This is a genomic window from Burkholderia sp. BCC0044 (genome assembly GCF_902832955.1).
Lineage (GTDB): Bacteria > Pseudomonadota > Gammaproteobacteria > Burkholderiales > Burkholderiaceae > Burkholderia.
The window spans coordinates 335921-355263 of sequence record NZ_CADFDO010000004.1; the positions used below are offsets into that span (position 1 = coordinate 335921).

General features: G+C 67.5%; 16 protein-coding genes and 1 pseudogene. 9 read left to right on the forward strand and 8 right to left on the reverse strand.

Annotated features, from left to right (window positions below; all coding sequences use genetic code 11):
• The first annotated feature begins 1 nt into the window (after position 1).
• The 6 genes from HWX14_RS24285 to HWX14_RS24310 all read left to right on the forward strand — a co-directional run bounded on the left by HWX14_RS24285 (position 2) and on the right by HWX14_RS24310 (position 9063).
• Complete coding sequence (locus tag HWX14_RS24285; RefSeq protein WP_175884906.1) at positions 2 to 658, forward strand: urea amidolyase associated protein UAAP2; 657 nt, start codon at positions 2 to 4, stop codon at positions 656 to 658.
• The gene (uca, locus tag HWX14_RS24290; protein ID WP_175884907.1) at positions 655 to 4254 is read left to right on the forward strand and encodes an urea carboxylase; all 3600 of its coding nucleotides are present in this window, start codon (positions 655 to 657) and stop codon (positions 4252 to 4254) included. The genes HWX14_RS24285 and uca overlap by 4 nt, the downstream gene beginning before the upstream one ends.
• Positions 4251 to 6122 (forward strand): allophanate hydrolase, encoded by a 1872-nt coding sequence (gene atzF, locus HWX14_RS24295; RefSeq protein WP_175884908.1) that lies wholly within the window; start codon positions 4251 to 4253, stop codon positions 6120 to 6122. The genes uca and atzF overlap by 4 nt, the downstream gene beginning before the upstream one ends.
• Positions 6123 to 6186: 64 nt before the next feature.
• On the forward strand, positions 6187 to 7161 hold the full coding sequence (locus HWX14_RS24300) for an ABC transporter permease (protein WP_175884909.1): 975 nt from the start codon (positions 6187 to 6189) through the stop codon (positions 7159 to 7161).
• Positions 7162 to 7206: 45 nt separating this feature from the next.
• Positions 7207 to 8118, forward strand: coding sequence for an ABC transporter ATP-binding protein (locus HWX14_RS24305; protein WP_011694942.1), 912 nt, complete (start codon positions 7207 to 7209; stop codon positions 8116 to 8118).
• Between the two features lie 207 nt (positions 8119 to 8325).
• Complete coding sequence (locus HWX14_RS24310) at positions 8326 to 9063, forward strand: transporter substrate-binding domain-containing protein (RefSeq protein ID WP_175885561.1); 738 nt, start codon at positions 8326 to 8328, stop codon at positions 9061 to 9063.
• A gap of 56 nt (positions 9064 to 9119) precedes the next feature.
• Here HWX14_RS24310 and HWX14_RS24315 read toward each other — a convergent pair whose 3' ends face one another.
• Genes HWX14_RS24315 through HWX14_RS24325 form a run of 3 tightly spaced genes read right to left on the reverse strand, consistent with a single transcriptional unit; the run spans position 9120 to position 11260 of the window.
• Positions 9120 to 9716 (reverse strand): NADPH-dependent F420 reductase, encoded by a 597-nt coding sequence (locus tag HWX14_RS24315; protein ID WP_175884910.1) that lies wholly within the window; start codon positions 9714 to 9716, stop codon positions 9120 to 9122.
• 28 nt (positions 9717 to 9744) lie between these two features.
• Positions 9745 to 10512: an SDR family oxidoreductase gene (locus HWX14_RS24320; protein ID WP_175884911.1), complete on the reverse strand. Its 768-nt coding sequence runs from the start codon at positions 10510 to 10512 to the stop codon at positions 9745 to 9747.
• Positions 10513 to 10525: 13 nt separating this feature from the next.
• Positions 10526 to 11260, reverse strand: coding sequence for an SDR family oxidoreductase (locus HWX14_RS24325; RefSeq protein WP_175884912.1), 735 nt, complete (start codon positions 11258 to 11260; stop codon positions 10526 to 10528).
• A gap of 108 nt (positions 11261 to 11368) precedes the next feature.
• Between HWX14_RS24325 and HWX14_RS24330 the strand changes: the two genes are divergently transcribed.
• Positions 11369 to 12265, forward strand: coding sequence for a LysR family transcriptional regulator (locus HWX14_RS24330; RefSeq protein WP_175884913.1), 897 nt, complete (start codon positions 11369 to 11371; stop codon positions 12263 to 12265).
• Between the two features lie 347 nt (positions 12266 to 12612).
• On the opposite strand, the gene HWX14_RS24335 is transcribed toward HWX14_RS24330, so the two are convergent.
• On the reverse strand, positions 12613 to 13074 hold the full coding sequence (locus HWX14_RS24335) for a Rid family hydrolase (RefSeq protein WP_175884914.1): 462 nt from the start codon (positions 13072 to 13074) through the stop codon (positions 12613 to 12615).
• A 33-nt stretch (positions 13075 to 13107) separates the two neighbouring features.
• On the opposite strand from HWX14_RS24335, the pseudogene HWX14_RS24340 reads away from it, so the two are divergent.
• Positions 13108 to 13527, forward strand: a pseudogene (locus HWX14_RS24340) (helix-turn-helix domain-containing protein); the annotation flags it as partial.
• A gap of 122 nt (positions 13528 to 13649) precedes the next feature.
• Here HWX14_RS24340 and HWX14_RS24345 read toward each other — a convergent pair.
• The gene (locus HWX14_RS24345) at positions 13650 to 14582 is read right to left on the reverse strand and encodes a LysR family transcriptional regulator (RefSeq protein WP_175885562.1); all 933 of its coding nucleotides are present in this window, start codon (positions 14580 to 14582) and stop codon (positions 13650 to 13652) included.
• 210 nt (positions 14583 to 14792) lie between these two features.
• Here HWX14_RS24345 and HWX14_RS24350 point away from each other — a divergent pair, with 210 nt between their 5' ends.
• Complete coding sequence (locus HWX14_RS24350; protein ID WP_175885563.1) at positions 14793 to 15659, forward strand: NmrA family NAD(P)-binding protein; 867 nt, start codon at positions 14793 to 14795, stop codon at positions 15657 to 15659.
• Between the two features lie 126 nt (positions 15660 to 15785).
• Here the strand turns inward: HWX14_RS24350 and HWX14_RS24355 are convergent, their stop codons facing one another.
• Genes HWX14_RS24355 through HWX14_RS24365 form a run of 3 tightly spaced genes read right to left on the reverse strand, consistent with a single transcriptional unit; the run spans position 15786 to position 19220 of the window.
• Complete coding sequence (locus HWX14_RS24355) at positions 15786 to 16616, reverse strand: Rossmann-like and DUF2520 domain-containing protein (RefSeq protein ID WP_175884915.1); 831 nt, start codon at positions 16614 to 16616, stop codon at positions 15786 to 15788.
• Between the two features lie 48 nt (positions 16617 to 16664).
• The gene (locus HWX14_RS24360) at positions 16665 to 18113 is read right to left on the reverse strand and encodes an aldehyde dehydrogenase family protein (RefSeq protein ID WP_175884916.1); all 1449 of its coding nucleotides are present in this window, start codon (positions 18111 to 18113) and stop codon (positions 16665 to 16667) included.
• Between the two features lie 3 nt (positions 18114 to 18116).
• Positions 18117 to 19220, reverse strand: coding sequence for a tartrate dehydrogenase (locus tag HWX14_RS24365; protein WP_175884917.1), 1104 nt, complete (start codon positions 19218 to 19220; stop codon positions 18117 to 18119).
• Between the last annotated feature and the right edge of the window lie 123 nt (positions 19221 to 19343).

Genomic DNA, 19343 nt, shown 5'->3' on the forward strand with positions numbered 1-19343 from the left:
CATGCCGATCATCGAAAGCCGACTCGACCCGCGCGACGCGATCCACGACATCACGCTGAAGGCCGGCGACCCGTGGCTGCACGACCTGAAGCGCGGGCAGACCTTCCGCATTCTCGACCTCGAAGGCAACCAGGCCGTCGACACGCTGTTCTACCGCACCGACGATCCCGAGGAACGCTACAGCGCGCAGGACACGATCCGCGCGCAGCGCAACCTGTACCTGAGCGCGGGCAGCGTGCTCGTGTCGAGCCGCGGCAACCCGATGGCGACGATCGTCGCCGACACGTGCGGCCGTCACGACACGCTCGGCGGCGCGTGCGCGGCCGAGAGCAACACGGTGCGCTATGCGCTCGACAAGCGTTACATGCACAACTGCCGCGACAGCTTCCTCAACGCGATCGCGCACTGCACGTGCGGCGCCGGCGCGCGGCTGACCAAGCGCGACCTGGTCGGCAACGTCAACTTCTTCATGAACGTGCCCGTCACGCCGCTCGGCGGGCTCACGTTCGAGGACGGCATCTCCGCGCCCGGCAAGTACGTCGAGATGCGTGCGGAGATGGACGTCACGGTGCTGATCTCCAACTGCCCGCAACTCAACAATCCGTGCAACGGCTACAACCCGACGCCCGTGCGCCTGATGGTCTGGGAGGCGGAATGAGATTCGCCAAAGTCCTCGTCGCGAATCGCGGCGAAATTGCGTGCCGCGTGATCCGCACGCTGAAGCGCCTCGGCATCGCATCGGTCGCGATCTATTCGGACGCCGATCGCGACGCGCGCCACGTGGCGCTCGCCGACGAAGCGGTGCGGGTCGGGCCCGCACCGGCGGCAGACAGCTATCTGAACGTCGCGGCGATCCTCGCCGCCGCGCGCGAGACCGGTGCGCAGGCCGTGCATCCCGGCTACGGCTTCCTGTCCGAGCACGCGGGCTTTGCCGATGCGTGCGAAGCGGCGGGCCTGCGCTTCATCGGGCCGCGCGGCGAGCACATGCGCGCGTTCGGCCTCAAGCACACGGCGCGTGAACTCGCGGCCGCGCACGGCGTCGCGCTGCTGCCCGGCACCGGGCTGCTCGACGACGTCGCGACGGCGCTCGCCGAAGCCGATGCGATCGGCTATCCGGTGATGCTGAAAAGCACCGCGGGCGGCGGCGGCATCGGCATGTCGCTGTGCCGCGATGCCGCGCAGCTCGGCGCGGCGTTCGAATCCGTCGTGCGGCTCGGCGCCGCGAATTTCGCGCATGCGGGCGTCTATCTCGAGAAGTTCGTCGAACACGCGCGACACATCGAGGTGCAGATCTTCGGCGACGGCCGCGGCGGCGCGATCGCGCTCGGCGAACGCGATTGCTCGGTGCAGCGCCGCAACCAGAAGGTGATCGAGGAAACGCCCGCGCCCGACCTGTCCGACGCCGAACGCGACGCGCTGCACGCGAGCGCGGTGCGGCTCGCGCGCGCGGTGGGCTACGCATCGGCCGGTACCGTCGAATTCGTGTTCGACGCGAGCACGCGGCAGTTCTATTTCCTCGAAGTGAACACGCGGCTGCAGGTCGAGCATTGCGTGACCGAAGCCGTGACGGGCATCGATCTCGTGGAATGGATGATCCTGCAGGCCGAAGGCGACCTGCCGCCGCTCGACACGCTCGCCGTTGCGTCGAGTGGAGCAAGCATCCAGGTGCGGCTCTATGCGGAGGATCCGAACAAGCAGTTCCAGCCGAGCGCCGGGCTGCTCACGCACGTCGCGTTTCCCGACAACGTGCGGGTCGACGGCTGGATCGACGCGGGCACGGAGATCAGCGCGCATTACGATCCGCTGCTCGCGAAGCTGATCGTGCGCGGCGACACGCGGCGCGACGCGCTGGCCGCGCTGCGCGCCGCGCTCGACCAGACCGGGCTGTACGGGATCGAGACCAACCTCGACTACCTGCGTGCCGTCGTCGGTTCCGACACGTTCGCGCGCGGCGCGCCGACGACCGCATTCCTGTCACGTTTCGCGTTCGCGCCGCACACGATCGACGTGCTCGACGGCGGCGTGCAGACCACCGTGCAGCAGGCGCCCGGGCGGGTCGGCTACTGGAGCGTCGGCGTGCCGCCGTCGGGGCCGATGGACGATCGCGCGTTCGACCTCGCTAACGCGCTGCTCGGCAACGCGCGCGACGCGGCGGGGCTGGAATTCACGATGGTCGGCGCGACGCTGCGCTTCAATACCGCGACGCTGTTCGTGCTCGGCGGCGCTCCGCTCGCGGCCACGCTCGACGGGGAAGCGGTGCCGTTCTGGCAGGTCGTGCGCGCACGCGCGGGCGCGGTGCTCAAGCTGGGCGGCGTGACGGGCGCGGGCGTACGTGCGTGTCTCGCCGTCAAGGGCGGGCTGCAGGTGCCGGACTATCTCGGCAGCAAGGCGACCTTCACGCTCGGCCAGTTCGGCGGCCATGCGGGCCGCGCGCTGCGCAAGGGCGACGTGCTGCATCTGCACGCGGACGCCGGGCGCGGCGACGCCGGTGCGACGCTGGCCGCCGCCGACGTTCCCGCGCTGACGCATGCGTGGACGCTCGGCGTGCTCGACGGTCCGCATGGCGCACCGGATTTCTTCACGCCGGACGACATCGCGATGCTGTACGGCACGCAGTGGACCGTCCATTACAACTCCAGCCGCACCGGCGTGCGGCTGATCGGCCCGAAGCCGCAATGGGCGCGTGCGGACGGCGGCGAGGCGGGGCTGCATCCGTCCAACATCCACGACAACGCGTATGCGATCGGCGCCGTCGATTTCACCGGCGACATGCCGGTGATTCTTGGCCCGGACGGGCCGAGCCTCGGCGGCTTCGTGTGTCCGGTGACGGTCGTGCGCGACGAGCTGTGGAAGCTCGGGCAGCTGCGGCCGGGCGATACCGTGCAGTTCGTGCGCGCGGGCGCGTCGGCCGGGGTATCGACTGCTGCGATCGTGGATGCGACGCGTGACGTTGCCGCTGCGGCCCCCGACGATTGCGTGCTGCATCGCGACCCGTCGGCCGGCGGCGGCATCGGCGTCGTCTACCGGCGCTCGGGCGACCGCAACGTGCTCGTCGAATACGGGCCGCTGGTGCTCGACCTGAACCTGCGCTTTCGCGTGCATGCGCTGATGGGCTGGCTCGACGCGCATCGCCTGCCCGGCATGCTCGACCTGACGCCGGGCATCCGCTCGCTGCAGGTGCAGTTCGATGCACGGACGCTGCCGCTCGACGCGCTGCTCGCGCATCTGCAGGCCGCCGAGCGCGAACTCGCCGACGTGGCCGACCTGCGCGTGCCGAACCGCATCGTGCATCTGCCGCTGTCGTGGGACGACCCGTCGACGCGCGTCGCGATCGAGCGCTACATGCAGTCGGTGCGACCCGATGCGCCGTGGTGCCCGAGCAATATCGAGTTCATCCGGCGCATCAACGGCCTGGCGAGCATCGACGACGTGAAGCGCATCGTGTTCGACGCGCGCTATCTGGTGATGGGCCTCGGCGACGTCTACCTCGGTGCGCCCGTCGCGACGCCGCTCGATCCGCGGCACCGGCTCGTGACGACGAAATACAACCCCGCGCGCACCTGGACGCCGGAGAACGCGGTCGGCATCGGCGGCGCGTATCTGTGCGTGTACGGGATGGAAGGGCCGGGCGGCTATCAGTTCGTCGGCCGTACCGTGCAGATGTGGAATCGCCACCGCACCACGCGCGAATTCGAGGCCGGCAAGCCGTGGCTGCTGCGCTTCTTCGACGAGATCCGTTTCTACGAAGTCAGCGAGGCCGAACTGACCGCGTTGCGCGCGGATTTCATCGCGGGCCGCGCGACGCTGAAGATCGAGGAATCCGTGTTCGATCTGCGCGCCTACAACCGCTTCCTGCACGACGAGGCGGAGTCGATCGCCGCGTTCAAGGCGACGCAGCAGGCCGCATTCGACGCGGAACGTGAGCGCTGGCGCGCGGCAGGCCATGCGGAATACGTCGGCGATACAGAGCCGGGCGACGCGCAGGCGGACCGCGTAGCGGGCGCGCTCGACGACACGCAGCGCGCGATCGCCGCGGACGTGTCGGGCAGCGTATGGAAGGTGTTGGTGGAAGCCGGCGAGCGCGTGACCGAAGGGCAGGTCGTCGCGATCGTCGAATCGATGAAGATGGAGGTGGCGGTGACGGCAACGGAAGACGGCACGATCGAGACGATCGATTGCGCGCCGGGCGCGGCGGTGGTGGCCGGCCAGCGGCTGATGGTGATGAAGGCGGGCGCCGCCGAGGAGGTCGCATGAGCACGACGGAACGCTCGATCCTGCCCGGGCTTCACTCGATTGCCGCACTGCGCGCGCGCTACGCGGCGGGCGGCCTGACGCCGCATGCGCTCGTCGATGCGATCGCCGCGCATTTCGACGCGGGCGACCCGCACCATGCGTGGATCCGGCCGCTGACGCGCGACGAGATGATGGCGTACGCCGACGCGCTGGCCGGGCGCGACATCGCGTCGTTGCCGCTGTATGGCGTGCCGTTCGCGATCAAGGACAACATCGACGTCGCCGGCATACCGACGACGGCCGGCTGCCCGGCCTACGCGTACACGCCGGCACGCAGCGCGCCCGTGGTCGAGCGGCTGATCGCGGCCGGCGCGATTCCCGTCGGCAAGACCAATCTCGACCAGTTCGCGACCGGGCTCTCGGGGCAGCGCTCGCCTTACGGCGCGTGCCGCAATGCGCTCGACCCGCGCTACGCGTCGGGCGGGTCGAGTTCCGGATCGGCGGTGGCCGTCGCGCTCGGCGTCGCGACGTTCTCGCTCGGCACCGACACGGCGGGCTCCGGGCGCGTGCCGGCCGCCTTCCACGGGCTCGTCGGGCTCAAGCCGACGCGCGGCGTGCTGAGCACGCTCGGCGTGGTGCCGGCGTGCCGGTCGCTCGATTGCGTGTCGGTGTTTGCACGCTCGGCGGACGACGCGCGCACCGTGTTCGCCGCCGCGCACGGCGTGACGGACGGCGATCCGTACGGGCGCGCGTGGCAGCCGCTGTTGGGTGCGGACGGGTTGCGCGCGGACCCGGCGCGGCCGTTCGCGCAATTGCGCTTTGGCACGCCGCGTGCCGATCAGCTCGAATTCTTCGGCGACGAGTCGTACCGCGCGGCGTGGGGTGCGGCGCTCGAACGGCTGCGCGCGACCGGCGCGCGGGTCGTCGAGATCGACTTCGAACCGTTCCTGGCCGCCGCGCGGTTGTTGTACGACGGCCCGTGGGTCGCCGAGCGGCTCGCCGCGATCGGCGCATTCGCCGCGCGCGAGCCCGATGCGCTGCATCCGGTGATTCGCGAAATCGTCGGCGGCGCGTCGCGCTTCAGCGCCGCCGACGCGTTCGCCGCATTCGACCGGCTTGCGGCGCTGCGCGTCGACGCGGCCCGCGCGTGGGATAGCCTCGACGCGATCGTGATGCCGACCTCGGCGACGACCGCGACCGTCGACGCGCTCGAAGCCGATCCGATCGCGATCAATTCGCGCTTCGGCTACTACACGAACTTCGTGAACCTGCTCGACCTGTCGGCGATCGCGGTGCCGGCGGGCACGTGCGCAACCGGGCCGCATGCGGGCTTGCCGTTCGGGATCACGTTCGTCGGCCGCGCGCACGACGATGCGCGGCTGCTCGATCTCGCGCACGCGTGGGGCGACGGCGCGGCCGCCATCGACGACGTTCGGCCGCCCGCGGCCGCGTTGGCGGCGCGGGCAGCCGCCGCGGGTGTCGTGCGGGTGGCCGTCGTCGGCGCGCATCTTCGCGGCGAACCGTTGAACGGGCAGCTCACGCAGCGTGGCGCGCGCTTCGTCACCGCGACCACGACCGCGCCGGCCTATCGCCTCTATGCACTGTCCGCCGACGCAAGCGGCGGCGTCGCGAAACCGGGCCTCGTGCGCGTGCCGGATGGCGGCGCGCCGATCGCGGTCGAGGTCTGGGAGATGCCGGTCGACGCGTACGGCAGCTTCGTCGCCGGCATCGCGGCGCCGCTCGGCATCGGCACGCTGACGCTCGCCGACGGTTCGCGCGTGCAGGGCTTCCTGTGCGAGAGCGTGGCGCTCGACGATGCGCAGGACATCACGCGCTTCGGCGGCTGGCGCGCTTACCGCGCGCAGGCCGCCGGCGGCGCACTGCAATGAACGCCCGGTCGCGCGATGCCGCGGCATGCGCGCGACCGGCACCCGAAACGATACGGAGATTCCGATGACAACGACCCGCAACACGACCGGCTGGCTCGCGGTGCGCCGCGAGCTGACGACGCGCGGCAAATGGACGCTCGGGCTGGCGTCGTTCCTGCTGCCGTTCGCCGTCTGGTGCCTGATCAGCTATGTTCCGTTCGTCTGGCATCCGCAGATGCGCATCACGAATCCGGGCAGCGTCGACTATTTCCAGACCGGCATGCAGATCGACCGCGACGTGTTCGACGACGAGCTCGCGCATGCGCGCGCGACGCACGCGGCGGTGCCCGAGGGCGAGCGCGCGAATCCGGTCTACCTGCCGGCGCCGCACCAGGTATTGCGCGCGTTCTACACGGCGTTCACGACGCCGCCCGCGTCGCGCGACGGCGTGTGGCTGCACGAAAGCCTGTGGCACAGCATCCGCATCATCTTCTGGGGTTTCGTGATTTCGTCCGCGATCGGCGTGCCGCTCGGCATCGTCTGCGGCACCTTCAGTGCGCTCGCGCGGCTGCAGGAGCCGTTCCTGGAGTTCTTCCGCTACCTGCCGGCGCCGGCGTTCGGCGCGCTGATGGTCGCGATTCTCGGCATCTACGACGCGCCGAAGATCGCGATCATCGTGATCGGCACGCTGTTCCAGCAGGTGCTGATCGTCGCGAACACCACGCGCAAGCTCGAATACGGGCTGTTCGAGGCCGCGATGACGCTCGGCACGAAGAAGCTGAAGCTGCTCACGCACGTCGTGATTCCGGGCGTGCTGCCGGACCTGTATCGCGATCAGCGGATCCTGCTCGGCTGGGCGTGGACCTACCTGATCGTCGCCGAGCTGGTCGGCACGAGTTCCGGCATCACGTGGTACATCAGCCAGCAGGCGCGCTACCAGCATTTCGACAACGTGTATGCGGCGATCCTGATGATCGGGATCATCGGCCTGGGCACCGACATCGTGCTCGCGCTGCTCGGCCGCCGGCTCTTTCCGTGGGACCGCACGCTGAAAGCGTGAGCGCCGCCCGCCCATCCCCATCGACCGATTTCCGCAGAGGGCATCATGCAGAACCCGCAAGCCGTCCCCGATTACCTGATCCAATCCGACGCGGTGCGCGAGCGCTTCGCGCGACTGAAGGCCCGCGACGTGATACTCGACGTGCGACACGTCGGCAAGCGTTTCACGACGCCGCAGGGCGAGTGCGTCGCGCTCGACGACATCAGCTTCCGCACGCACCGGCGCGAGTTCGTGTGCGTGATCGGCCCGTCCGGCTGCGGCAAGTCGACGTTGATCCGGATTCTCGCCGGGCTCGACGCGCAGACGAGCGGCGACGTGCTGCTGGACGGCAAGCCGGTCGACGGGCCGGGCGCCGATCGCGGAATGGTGTTCCAGGGCTATACGCTGTTTCCATGGCTCACGGTGAAGAAGAACGTGATGTTCGGTCTGCGCATGAACGGCAGCAGCAGCGGCGTGGCCGAGCGCGAGGCGCTGCAGTGGCTCGATCTCGTCGGGCTCACGCGTTTCGCCGACGTGTATCCGCATCAGCTGTCGGGCGGCATGAAGCAGCGCGTGGCGATTGCCCGCGCGCTCGCGAACCGTCCGCGCATCCTGCTGATGGACGAACCGTTCGGCGCGCTCGACGCGCAGACGCGGGCGAGGATGCAGACGCACCTGCTCGACATCTGGCGCAACATCGACGTGACGATCCTGTTCATCACGCACGACCTCGACGAGGCAATTTTTCTGGCCGACCGGATCCTGGTGCTGAAGGCGAATCCGGGCGGGGTGCAGGAGCTGATCGAGGTGCCGGTGCCGCGGCCGCGCGATTATTCGCAGGTCAATACGCCCGAGTTCGTCGCGACGAAGGCGCGGCTCGAAGCGCTGATTCATCCGAAGGAGGCCGCGACCGCCGAAGACGACGGCATCAAGCCGCACATGATCCGGATGACGGACGTGGCGGATAACGTCGAATAGCGTGGAGCCAATTTATTCTGTCGCTCCGCAACGCATGTCGTGCGTGGCCTCCGATGCCCAGGTTGGCGACTTCATCGACGGTCGCGCCAAAATAATGTCGTCAACCGGCTTACATCCGCATTAATTTTTTCCACTCGTAGTGGACCTCGACTTCCCACGGTAAGCTGATGAATTCCTGATCGACTCTTCGGCTTGCGAGACACAGCGATGAAGTTATCCATTGCGTACATCGAGGAACCGCCGTTCGGCTGGACCGAAGCGGACGGCACCGCGACCGGCGCCGATCTCGAACTCGCGGCGACGATCCTCCGGCAGATAGGCGTCACCCGGATCGAGTATTGCCCGACGACGTTCAGCGAATTGCTGCCGGGCGTTGCAGCCGGTCACTGGGACATGAACGTGCCGCTCTTCGTGACACCGCAGCGGGCCCATACCGTCGCGTTCAGCGTGCCGGTGTGGGGGATCGAGGACGGTTTTCTGGTTCGGCCCGGAAACCCGAAGGCGCTCAGGAGTTATGCGTCGATCGCCGAACGTCCCGATGCGCGCCTCGGCATCATCGCCGGACAGGTCCAGCATGATTCCGCGATGGCGGCGGGCGTGCGTCGGCGGCAAATCGTCGCCTTCGAACAGCAGGCCGAAGCGATCGCGGCCGTTTTCTCCGGCGTGATCGACGCCTATGCGAGCACCGCGTTGGGCAATCGAATCGTCGCGGGCCGGATAGGCAGCGCGATGATCGAGGCCGTCGCGCACGAGTCGGATGTCAACGGCAGCCAGCGGATGCCTCCGCTGGGCGCATTTTCATTCAGCCGGGAAAACGGGGATCTTCTCAACGCGGTCAATCGGCAACTTCGCTCGTATCTCGGCTCGCCGGACCATCGCGCTCGCATGGCGCGATTCGGGCTGACCGATCGCGAGATCGATCCCGCCGTGTTGCACGCGGGGTAGGTCGGCACTCGGCACCGACCATTCGACTCGGCGAAATACCGGGACATCGATCTCGATCAGTCAAACTTGATCAGGTCCTTGAAGATCAGGCGTCCCCAGTTTTTTCCGCGCGCGTGCACCAGCCATCCGCCTTCCGACAGCCGCCCAAGCTGGATCGGCGCGAAGCCGAGTGCTTCCGCAAGCGCACCGACTTCCGCTGCGGCCTCGTCGTCGTCGCTCGCCAGAAACACGACTCTTCTGCCGCCGCGGACGGCCGGGTCCTGGCCAAGAACGCTAGCGCCCAGATGGTTGAAGCCTTTCACCACCCTGGCGCCGGTGAACGCGTTCGCGGCGAAGGCCGACGACGGGAGACCGCCCAGTTCGTCGAGCGGGGCCTGCGTGTTCATCGCGTCGATGACGGTCTTGCCGCTCCAGTCGGCCAGCGCGTTGGCGACCGCCGGGTGCGACTCGAAACGAACCGCCAGAAAGATGATGTCCGCCTTGACGGCTTCCGCCAGGGTGGTGGGAACGATCGTCGGCCCGATCGCGGCCGCATCGGCCGCGAAGCTTGCCGGATCGCGCGTGGTTGCAACGGCGGCTTCGATGCCGTTGCGGGCGAACGCGTTGGCAAGCGCGTGGCCGATCTTGCCGAAGCCGATGATGGCGTAACGCATGGGTTTCTCCTTCGTTTATCGGGTGTGCTCAGAGCTTGTAACCGCCGCTCGCCTCGATCGTCTGGCCGGTCACCCAGTGACCGTCATCGGACGCCAGAAACGCGACGACGGCCGCGATTTCCGAGGGCTCGCCAAAGCGGCCCAGCGCGATTTGCGCCTCGGCTGCCTTGACCAGTTCGGGATTCTCGCGAAAGGCGGCGTTCGCATCCGTTCGCGTGAAGCCCGGCGCGACCGCGTTCGCGGTGATGCCGCGCGGCCCCAGCTCGATGGCAAGCGTCTGGGTCAGCGTGTTGATCGCCGCTTTCGCCATCGAGTAGACGGGCGCGGCCGTGACGGGCTTCGTGGCGGCAGCGGAAGAAATGTTGACGATGCGCGCGCCATCGGCGAGGCGATCCAGCGCGGCCTGAATGATGAAGAAGGGCGCGCGGGCGTAGACCGCCATCAGGGTGTCCCAACTTTCCGGCGTCGTGTCCCTGAAGCCGAGCCAGCCGGAATTGCCGGCGTTGTTGACCAGAATGTCGAGGGTTTTGCTGCCGTTCCGCTGGGTGAGTTCGTCGTCGAGTCTTTCGAACAAGGCCGGGACGCTCGCCGGGTCGACGAGATCCGCATGGATCGCAAACGCGGTGCCGCCCGCTTTCTCGATGGCCGCGATTGCTTCGTCCGCGCCCGATTTGCTGGCGTTGTAGGTCAGTGCGACTGTCGCGCCGTCCTTCGCGAGACGTTCGGCGATCGCGCGGCCAATGCCGCGTGATGCGCCGGTAACGAGTGCGGTCTTGCCTTTTAGCGATTGGGTCATGGGGGGCTTCTCCTCAGAGTTGTGCCAGGCCGCCGTCGACGGCGACCTCGCTGGCGGTCATGAAGCTGCTGTCCGACGACGCAAGAAAGGCGGCCACCGCGCCGATCTCGGCCGGATCGGCCATCCGCTGGAGCGGCGTCAGCGCGCCGTACGCCTTCTGGCCTTCTTCGCCCAGCGCTTCCTTGGCGAGTTCGGTCGCCGTCGCGCCGGGCGACAGCACGTTGACCCGGATGCCGGTGCCCTTCAGGTCCTCCGCCCAGGTCCGGGCGAGGTTGCGCACCGCGGCCTTGCTCGCGCTGTAGGCCGTGAAGCCGGGCGCGCCCGTGGTGCCGGCGCTCGAGCCGGTCAGGATGATCGACCCGCCCGCGCCCATCAGCGGCAGCGCCTTCTGGACCGTGAAGATCGTCCCCTTCACGTTGGTGTCGAACGTGTCGTCGATGTGCTCGGCGGTAATCTGGCCGAGCGGAAGCGGGCTTCCGGTCCCTGCATTGGCGAAGACGATGTCGACGGTTCCGCGTTCGGCCTTCACCGCCGCGTAGAGCCGGTCGAGGTCGGCCGGATCGGAGACCGAGCCCTTCACCGCGCGGGCATGGGGCCCGAGATCGGCCACTGCCGCGTCGAGCGCCGCCTGCCGGCGGCCGAAGAGGAACACGAAAGCGCCTTCCTCGATGAAGCGCTTTGCCGCGGCGCGGCCGATGCCGGTTGCGCCGCCGGTGATCACGGCGGTCTTTCCGTTCAGTCTGTTCATGGCATGCATCCTTCGAAACAAAAGCGACAAACTCGATTCTGGCGCGCTTGATTCATGAAGCCAATTGACTGAATATCTATAAGTACCATCTACTTTTTAGATAGATATATGCTGGACAACGTCACCATCAATCAACTTCGGGCGTTCGTCGCCGTGTGTGACCAGGGAAGTTTTTCCGGCGCGGCGAGGGAGCTGAGGCGTGCGCAATCGGCGATCAGTCACGCGATCAGCGCGCTCGAGAGCGCCTTCGACGTGGTGCTGTTCGAGCGCAACACGCGCAAGGCGACGCTCACCGCCGCGGGCCGCAGCCTGCTGCCCGACGCGCGCGGGGTGATCTCGCGCACCGAGGAAATGAAGATGCGTGCGGTTGCGATTGCCGAAACCGGCGTCCCGCAGGTGTCGATCGCCGTGGACACCTATTTTTCGCGTACGCACCTGATCGAATGCCTGCGCACGCTGCAGGCGGAGTTTCCGACGGTTGCGATCAATCTGCGCATGACGACGATGCAGGGCGGCGAGCGTCTGGTTCTCCAGGGCACGTGCGCATTGGCGGTGACGATCACGGACGTGCCCGAACTGAGCCCGGGCACGATCGAACGGCATCATTTATTCGATGCACAAATGGTGACCGTATGTGGGCCAGCGCATCCGTTGGCCGCACTCGAGAAGCCGATCCCGCGCGAGGAATTCGGCCGGCACATCCAGCTCGTCGTCACCGACAATCAGCCCGATGCGGAAAAGACCCAGCAAGGGGTCGCCAGCGAACGCCAGTGGTGGGTGAATGACCTCGGCGCGAAGCATGACCTGCTCAAAGGGAGCCTGTGCTGGGGGCACATGCCGCGCTATATGGTCGACGCAGACCTCGCGAACGGAACGCTTGTCGAGCTGAAGCGGCGCGCATGGCACATGCGCCCCCTCACGTTCATGGTGTCGCAGCGGCGCGGGTACGCGTTTTCCGGATGCGAGACACGGCTGGTCGAACTCCTTGGCCAGTGTCCTTCGTAAAGGGTGCGAAGAGCGAAGTCGACGTGACGAGCGGCCGCTTTCGGGTATGGCGGCTGCACCCGGCGAATCAGGGGGAACCCACGCATTGCCGGATATATCCTGTCGGCGATGATACGTCGCGATCGGATTCGTTAGCCGTTACGGCATGCGCCGTGGATCGGAACCAGACGGATCGCTGGTCCCGGTTCGAGCGGCAGTTGCCGAGAGGTCCGACTGAACGCTTCGGTCGGCTACGGCCGAACGCGCCGGGCTGCATCCGGCCAGAAACCGCCCTTCGACTCCCGCGACTGGATGGACGGCAATGTCGCGGAAGCAATGAGTGAAAAGATCGTTCGATGGTGGTGCGATCAGACATTCACCACCCTCGCCGCCGTCACCGTCACTTCGACAAGCCAGCCGGGCTCGACAAGGCCCACTACCTGGGCACGAGTCCGGGTGGGCAGGTTCGGTTGCGCCGCAGAGCCGAAATAGTCGGAATAGACGTTCGAAAAGACGTTGTAGTCTGGCGCACCGTTCGTCGCGGGCTTTGCAACAAAAAGAGCAAGAACGGCAGTCACATCGCCCAATGCATACCCTTTGGCTTCGAGGGTCCGCTGAATCTGCTCGAACACGCTTTTCGTTTGCGTTTGCAAATCTCCGAAATAGCTTACCGTGTGTGGTGCTGCGTCGAGATTCGACGGCAGTGCACCTACCCCACTCAACGTGATGGTTCTTGCGCTTGCAGGGACTTCAATTGCTTCCGAAAATTCGCGTGCCCACGATGCGTCGAGGTGCGCGGGGGAAGGGTGTCGCACAATAGTGTCGTTCATCAGCTGCTCCAGAGGTGAGTTGGCCGCCTGCCGCGTCAGGCCAGCCCCGAGCTGGCCACGCTCGTGGCCCGCTTCATGCTGATCGACAAGCGTTCGTCGCAGGCCGAATACATCATTCCGGATTACCTCGCACACGCCGATCCATTGATCGCGCGATTCGAGCGCTGGGCCCGCGAGCATCTTTCCCTCGGTTTCTCGCTTCAGACGGCGGCAGCTGCACTTGCCGTCGGACCGCGCACGTTGCAGCGCCGTACCGAGGCGGTACTCGGGAAGTCGCCCTTGGCGTTCTTCCAGGATCTCCGCATCGAACGGGCGCAGAACCTCGTGTCGATGGGGTACGACCTGGAGACGATCGCGAGCGAGGTGGGCTACGCGGATTCGGCGACGTTGCGGGCCTTGTTGCGTCGCAGGCTCGGCCGAGGCGTGCGGGAATTGCGTGCCGACAACCGGTAGCGAATCGGTCGCGTCCCCGGTACGGATCGGCATGGCTTCGCCAACGGCGAGAGCGTCGGCCTCGAAGAGGACCGTCGCTGCGAATGCCGAAGCAAGGTTCGGTGGGCTCCGCCGCAACGGCACTAGCGCGCGCCGACGCCCCCGTGAATACCCGCCAGTTCGATCATGAAATCCAGGAACGCGCGGGTCTTGGCCGGCACGTGATGCCGGGACGGGTAGTACGCGTATAACGGATACCGCTCGTCGGCCCATTCGGGAAAGAGATTGATCAACCGGCCGTCGGCGATCAGCGGCTCGGCGCCGAGCAGCAGCATCTGCGCAATACCGGAACCGGCGAGGCATGCGTTGAGCAGCGCGCCCGGATCGTTGACCGTGAGGCGTCCCTGGGTGTCGACCACGATGCGTTTGCGCCGGCGATGGAATTCCCACGCGAACGGCCTGCCTGTCTCCGGATTGCGGAATTCAAGGCAGCGATGGTTGCGGCTTTCGAGGTCCTCGGGTTTTGCCGGCCGTCCTCGGCGCGCGATGTACGAGGGCGCCGCGACCGTCACGACGCCGGTATCGAGCAGCTTTCTCGCGATCAGGCTGGATGCGCGCGGCTCGCCGAATCGCACGGCGAGGTCGAAACCGTCCATGACGAGGTCGCCCAGGCTGTCTCGCGCGATGAGCTCGATTTCGAGCTCGGGATGCGCGTCCATGAACGCATCGAGCCGTGGCCCGAGAATGGCCCGGTAGACGACCGGATCCAGGTTGATTCGCAGCTTGCCGCGCACCGCGGAGGCGCCGCCCGCGGCCGCCGCCGCGGCTTCCTCCAGCCCGGCGAGATGCGGCATGACCTGCTCGTAAAAGCGGCGACCCTCTTCCGTCAGCGACACCGATCGCGTCGTTCGGTTGAAAAGCCGGATGTTCAGCTTTCTTTCCAGCCGCGCAATCGCCCGACTGACACCCGGCGGCGTCATGCCGATGACGTCGGCGGCAGCCGAGAACGTCCCGGCATCGACCACGGCGGCGAACACGCTGATGCTGCCGGACAGTTTCTCGCTACTGGATCTCATGGTGGTTCGAGTGAATACGGGTGGCGGATCGCGCGCGACCCACTGAAGGCCGACACGCCGACGCCGCATAGCGTAGCCACGCCGGGCGTCGGTGTCGATCATGCCGAATTGGTGACGCGTTGTCACTTATCTGATGCCATCCATGTCGTTTTGTTTTGGTCGGCGTTTGTCCAGAATGCGATCCACGTATTCACACATGGAGAACGAGCAATGTATGCAATCACAGGAATTACCGGTCAGGTCGGCGGCGCACTGGCCCGCGAGTTGCTGGCCTCGGGTCGGTCGGTGCGCGCGGTCGTCCGCGACACGACGCGTGCAGGGGCATGGGCGGAGCGCGGGTGCGAGATGGCGACCGCCTTCATGGAAGACCCTGCGTCGCTCGCCGCCGCGTTCGCCGGCGCGACGGGCGTGTTCATCCTGCCGCCTTCGGAGTTCGATCCGGAACCCGGCTTTCCCGAAGCGCGGAAGGTGATCGAGGCCGTGTCCGCGGCACTGCTGAAGGCGCGCCCCGAAAGAGTCGTTTGCCTGTCGACGATCGGCGCGCAGGCCGACGAGTCCAATCTGCTCACGCAACGCACGCTGATGGAGCACGCGCTGCGCGAGATGCCGATGCCGGTGACGTTCCTGCGTCCCGGCTGGTTCATGGAGAACGCCGCGTGGGATGTCGCGTCCGCGCGCGACGAGGGCGTCGTCGCCAGTTATCTGCAGCCGCTCGACAAGCCCGTGCCGATGGTCGCCACCGCGGACGTGGGCCGCGTGGCGGCGGGACTGCTCCAGCAGACGTGGCGCGGCGTGCGTGTCGTCGAGCTCGAGGGCCCGCAACGGGTGAGCCCCAACGATCTCGCGCAGGCCTTCGCTCGCGTGTTGGGCCGGGACGTGCGTGCGGAAGCCGTCGACAGGCGAACGTGGGAAGCGCTGTTTCTCGCGCAGGGCATGAAGCATCCGCTTCCTCGTATGCGCATGCTGGACGGCTTCAACGAAGGCTGGATCGATTTCGAAAGAGGTCCTGACGAAATCTTGCGCGGCCATGTCGCGCTGGACACGGTTCTGGGCGAACTGGTGTCGCGTACGGCCTGATTGAAGTCGGTGGGCGGCGCGTGGCGCGCTTGCACGACTCGCTCGTCACCGCCCCCGCGCAGATGATGGGTGCCGGAGAAAGCCCACGGCCGCGACAGCCGAATCGCGATGTGCGGGACCGGCTCTTTACGCGCGAACCTTCCCGTTTTTCGCGAGGCGCGCGGCGAGTATGGACAGCGCGTCATACGCGTCGCGCGCAGCAGGATCCCACGCGCCGATTGCGCGAACGTGGGCGTTCACGACCTCCGTATCGCCTCGCGCGGCCGGGCCCGTGAGCGCGTCGCGCGGGCCGAGCGCGAGCAGGTTGTCGGTGGCGTTGCGCATGAGCGTGCGCAGCATGTCCTGCATCAGCGCTTCGGGCAGCCCCGCGCTGCGCCATAGTTCGCTCGACAGCGACGCGAGCACGGGCAGAAAGTTGGACGCGACCACCGCAGCACCGTGGTAGAGCGTCTTCCGTTCGATCAGGATTTCGAAGCAACGTGCACCGATGGCCGCGAGCGTCTCGCCCCACACGCGACAGGCTTGCGGGTCTCCCTCGATTCCGACCGGCGTGCCTTCGAACTGGAACACGGCCGTTCCGGGGTCTGCAAAACTCAGCACCGGATGCGCACTGGCCGCGGACCAGCCGATCGCGCGCAACGGCGCCAGCGCTTCCGCGCCCAACGCGCCACTGCAGTGCACGACGATCGCTCGGGCATCGCGCTCGAAGCGGCGTGCGAGCTGATCCGCGACTTCGCTGATTCGGGTGTCCGGTACCGACAGCAGCCAGATGTCGGCAGGCTCGACCCGATCGAGATCATCGACCGGTCGGCCGGCGCCGATGAATTCCACGGCGGTGCGCGCGCACGCGATGTCGCGGTCGTAGATTTGCCCCACGTCGACCACACGGTTCGCGACGATCAGGTTGCCGAGCGTCTTGCCGACCCGGCCGGCGCCCACGATGGTCAGTCGAGACATGGCGATTCTCCGGCGACGGCCCGAACGGCCGTCGCATCGTTGTGGCGATCAATCGTGCCTGATCGCGATGGTCTTCAGCGCGGTAAAGCCGAGCAATGCCTCGAAGCCTTTCTCGCGGCCGTATCCGCTTGCCTTCACGCCGCCGAACGGCAGTTCCACGCCGCCGCCGGCGCCGTAGTTGTTGATGAAGACCTGTCCGGCCTGCAGCTTGCGCGCGAGCCGCAGCGCGCGGGCGCCGTCGCGGGTCCAGACACCCGCGACGAGGCCGTACTGCGTGCCGTTCGCGAGTGCGACCGCCGCGTCTTCGTCGTCGAACGGCATGGCCGCGAGCACGGGCCCGAACACCTCTTCCTGCGCGAGTTCGCTGTCGGGCGGCACGTCGCGGAACAGGACCGCTTCCTGGTAGTAGCCTGTGCCCGATGCGCCGGCCGCGATGGTGCCGCGCGCCGCCACGCGAATGCCGTCGGCCTGCGCGCGTTCGACGATGGCGCGGACCCGTGCATGCTGCTTGGCGTTGACGAGCGGCCCCATCTCCAGATTCATCGACGGCGGCCCCGAACGCAGCCGCGCAAATTGCTGGGCGAGACGATCGAGCACGCGCTCGTAGACGGTGCGCTGGACGAGCAGGCGGCTGCCGGCCGAGCAGGTCTGCCCCGCGTTCTGCACGATCGCGTTGACGATGACGGGCAGCGCCTGGTCGAGATCGGCATCGTCGAACAGCAATTGCGGCGACTTGCCGCCCAGCTCGAGCACCGCCGGGCAGTGACGCTCGGCCGCCGCGCGGCCGACCAGCGCGCCCGTTCCGGTCGATCCGGTAAACGAGATGTGACGAATGCCGGGATGCGCCGAGAGGGCCGTGCCGGCTTCGCCGCCCAAGCCCGTGACCACGTTGACCGTGCCGGCCGGAAAGCCGACCTCGGCCGCGATCTCGGCGAGCCGCAGAATGGACAGGCTCGCATCCTCCGCGGGCTTGACCACGCACGCATTGCCGGCGGCGAGCGACGCGCCGACCGAGCGGCCGTAGATCTGCATCGGGTAATTCCACGGAATGATGTGGCCGGTCACGCCGATCGGTTCGCGCACCGTCAATACCGTGAACCCGGCGGTGTAGGGCAGCGTGTCGCCGTGCAGCTTGTCGACGCATCCGGCGTAGTACTGGAGGTAGCGCGCGAGCACCGCTGCGTCGGTACGCGCGGTGTTCAGCGCCTTGCCCGTGTCGCGCGCTTCGAGCTGCGCGAGTTCGTCCGCATGCTGCGTGACGGCCGCGGCGTACGCGAACAGCAAGTTGCTGCGCTCGACCGGCGACAGCTTCGCCCACGGGCCGTCGAGCGTGTCGCCCATCGCGCGCCGGGCCGCGGAAACGGCGTGCTGCACGTCGGTCGCATCGCCGCACGCGATCGTCGCGAACGGTTCGCCGGTGCTCGGGTCGACGACGTCGATCCGCGCGCCGGTATGCGGCGCGACGCGGGCGTTGTCGATGTAGTGATCAAATTGCATGGGTCATTCCTCGATCGATGCGGGATTCGCGATGGTGTGCGCAATCGCTGCGCCCAGTTCTTCGGTGCTGGCCGTGCCGCCCATGTCGCGGGTGCGCGGGCCCGCGACCAGAACGGACTCGATGGCCGCGACGATTTCGGCGGCCGCGGCTTCGTAGCGCGATTCGCCGCGACCGAGGTGCTGAAGCAGCAACGCGGCCGACCAGATCTGGCCGATCGGGTTCGCGATGCCGCGGCCCGCGATATCGGGTGCCGAGCCGTGCACCGGCTCGAACAGCGACGGGAAGCGCCGCTCCGGGTTCAGGTTCGCCGACGGCGCGATGCCGATCGTGCCGGTGCACGCGGGGCCGAGGTCGGACAGGATGTCGCCGAACAGGTTCGACGCGACGACGACATCGAAGCGATCCGGATTCTGGACGAAGTGCGCGCACAGTATGTCGATGTGATATTTGCGCGTTTCGATGTCCGGGAACGCTCGGGCGATCTCCGCGACGCGCTCGTCCCAGAACGGCATGGTGATCGAGATGCCGTTGGATTTCGTCGCCGCCGTCAGTTGCTTGCGCGGGCGCGAGCGGGCGAGTTCGAATGCGAACCTGAGCACGCGGTCGACGCCGACGCGCGAGAAAACCGACTGCTGCACGGCGATTTCGCGGTCGGTCCCGCTAAACATCCGGCCGCCCACCGACGAATACTCGCCTTCCGTGTTCTCGCGCACGACGATGAAGTCGATGTCGCCCGGCAGGCGTCCGGCGAGCGGCGCGGGCACGCCCGGCATCAGGCGGACCGGGCGCAGGTTCACGTATTGATCGAACTCGCGCCGGATCTTGATCAGCGATTCCCACACGGCGACGTGGTCCGGCACGATATCGGGCGCGCCGACGGCTCCGAAGAAAATGGCGTCGTGCGCACCGATCTGCCGCGCCCAGTCGGCCGGCATCATCGTGCCGTGGCGAACGTAGTGATCGGTACACCAGTCGCCGAATTCGTCGAACGCCAGCGGAATGTCGAAGCGGTCCGCGGCTGCGCGCAGCACGCGCAGGCCTTCGGGCATCACTTCCTTGCCGATGCCGTCGCCGGCGATGACCGCGATGCGGTGCGGGTTCTTCATATCGAGGGAAGCCTCCATGACGACGAAGCTGGCGTCCCGCACGGGGAGAGGCAGACACGGGGAGGGTGCGCGAGCCGATCCGCATCGAACTGCTGCGCGGCGGCCTTCGATACGCGACGCTGC

Coding starts and splice junctions, on each gene's coding strand:
- HWX14_RS24285 (WP_175884906.1), top strand. CDS start 2: ATGCCGATCATCGAAAGCCGACTCGACCCGCGCGACGCGATCCACGAC.
- uca (WP_175884907.1), top strand. CDS start 655: ATGAGATTCGCCAAAGTCCTCGTCGCGAATCGCGGCGAAATTGCGTGC.
- atzF (WP_175884908.1), top strand. CDS start 4,251: ATGAGCACGACGGAACGCTCGATCCTGCCCGGGCTTCACTCGATTGCC.
- HWX14_RS24300 (WP_175884909.1), top strand. CDS start 6,187: ATGACAACGACCCGCAACACGACCGGCTGGCTCGCGGTGCGCCGCGAG.
- HWX14_RS24305 (WP_011694942.1), top strand. CDS start 7,207: ATGCAGAACCCGCAAGCCGTCCCCGATTACCTGATCCAATCCGACGCG.
- HWX14_RS24310 (WP_175885561.1), top strand. CDS start 8,326: ATGAAGTTATCCATTGCGTACATCGAGGAACCGCCGTTCGGCTGGACC.
- HWX14_RS24315 (WP_175884910.1), bottom strand. CDS start 9,716: ATGCGTTACGCCATCATCGGCTTCGGCAAGATCGGCCACGCGCTTGCC.
- HWX14_RS24320 (WP_175884911.1), bottom strand. CDS start 10,512: ATGACCCAATCGCTAAAAGGCAAGACCGCACTCGTTACCGGCGCATCA.
- HWX14_RS24325 (WP_175884912.1), bottom strand. CDS start 11,260: ATGAACAGACTGAACGGAAAGACCGCCGTGATCACCGGCGGCGCAACC.
- HWX14_RS24330 (WP_175884913.1), top strand. CDS start 11,369: ATGCTGGACAACGTCACCATCAATCAACTTCGGGCGTTCGTCGCCGTG.
- HWX14_RS24335 (WP_175884914.1), bottom strand. CDS start 13,074: ATGAACGACACTATTGTGCGACACCCTTCCCCCGCGCACCTCGACGCA.
- HWX14_RS24345 (WP_175885562.1), bottom strand. CDS start 14,582: ATGAGATCCAGTAGCGAGAAACTGTCCGGCAGCATCAGCGTGTTCGCC.
- HWX14_RS24350 (WP_175885563.1), top strand. CDS start 14,793: ATGTATGCAATCACAGGAATTACCGGTCAGGTCGGCGGCGCACTGGCC.
- HWX14_RS24355 (WP_175884915.1), bottom strand. CDS start 16,616: ATGTCTCGACTGACCATCGTGGGCGCCGGCCGGGTCGGCAAGACGCTC.
- HWX14_RS24360 (WP_175884916.1), bottom strand. CDS start 18,113: ATGCAATTTGATCACTACATCGACAACGCCCGCGTCGCGCCGCATACC.
- HWX14_RS24365 (WP_175884917.1), bottom strand. CDS start 19,220: ATGAAGAACCCGCACCGCATCGCGGTCATCGCCGGCGACGGCATCGGC.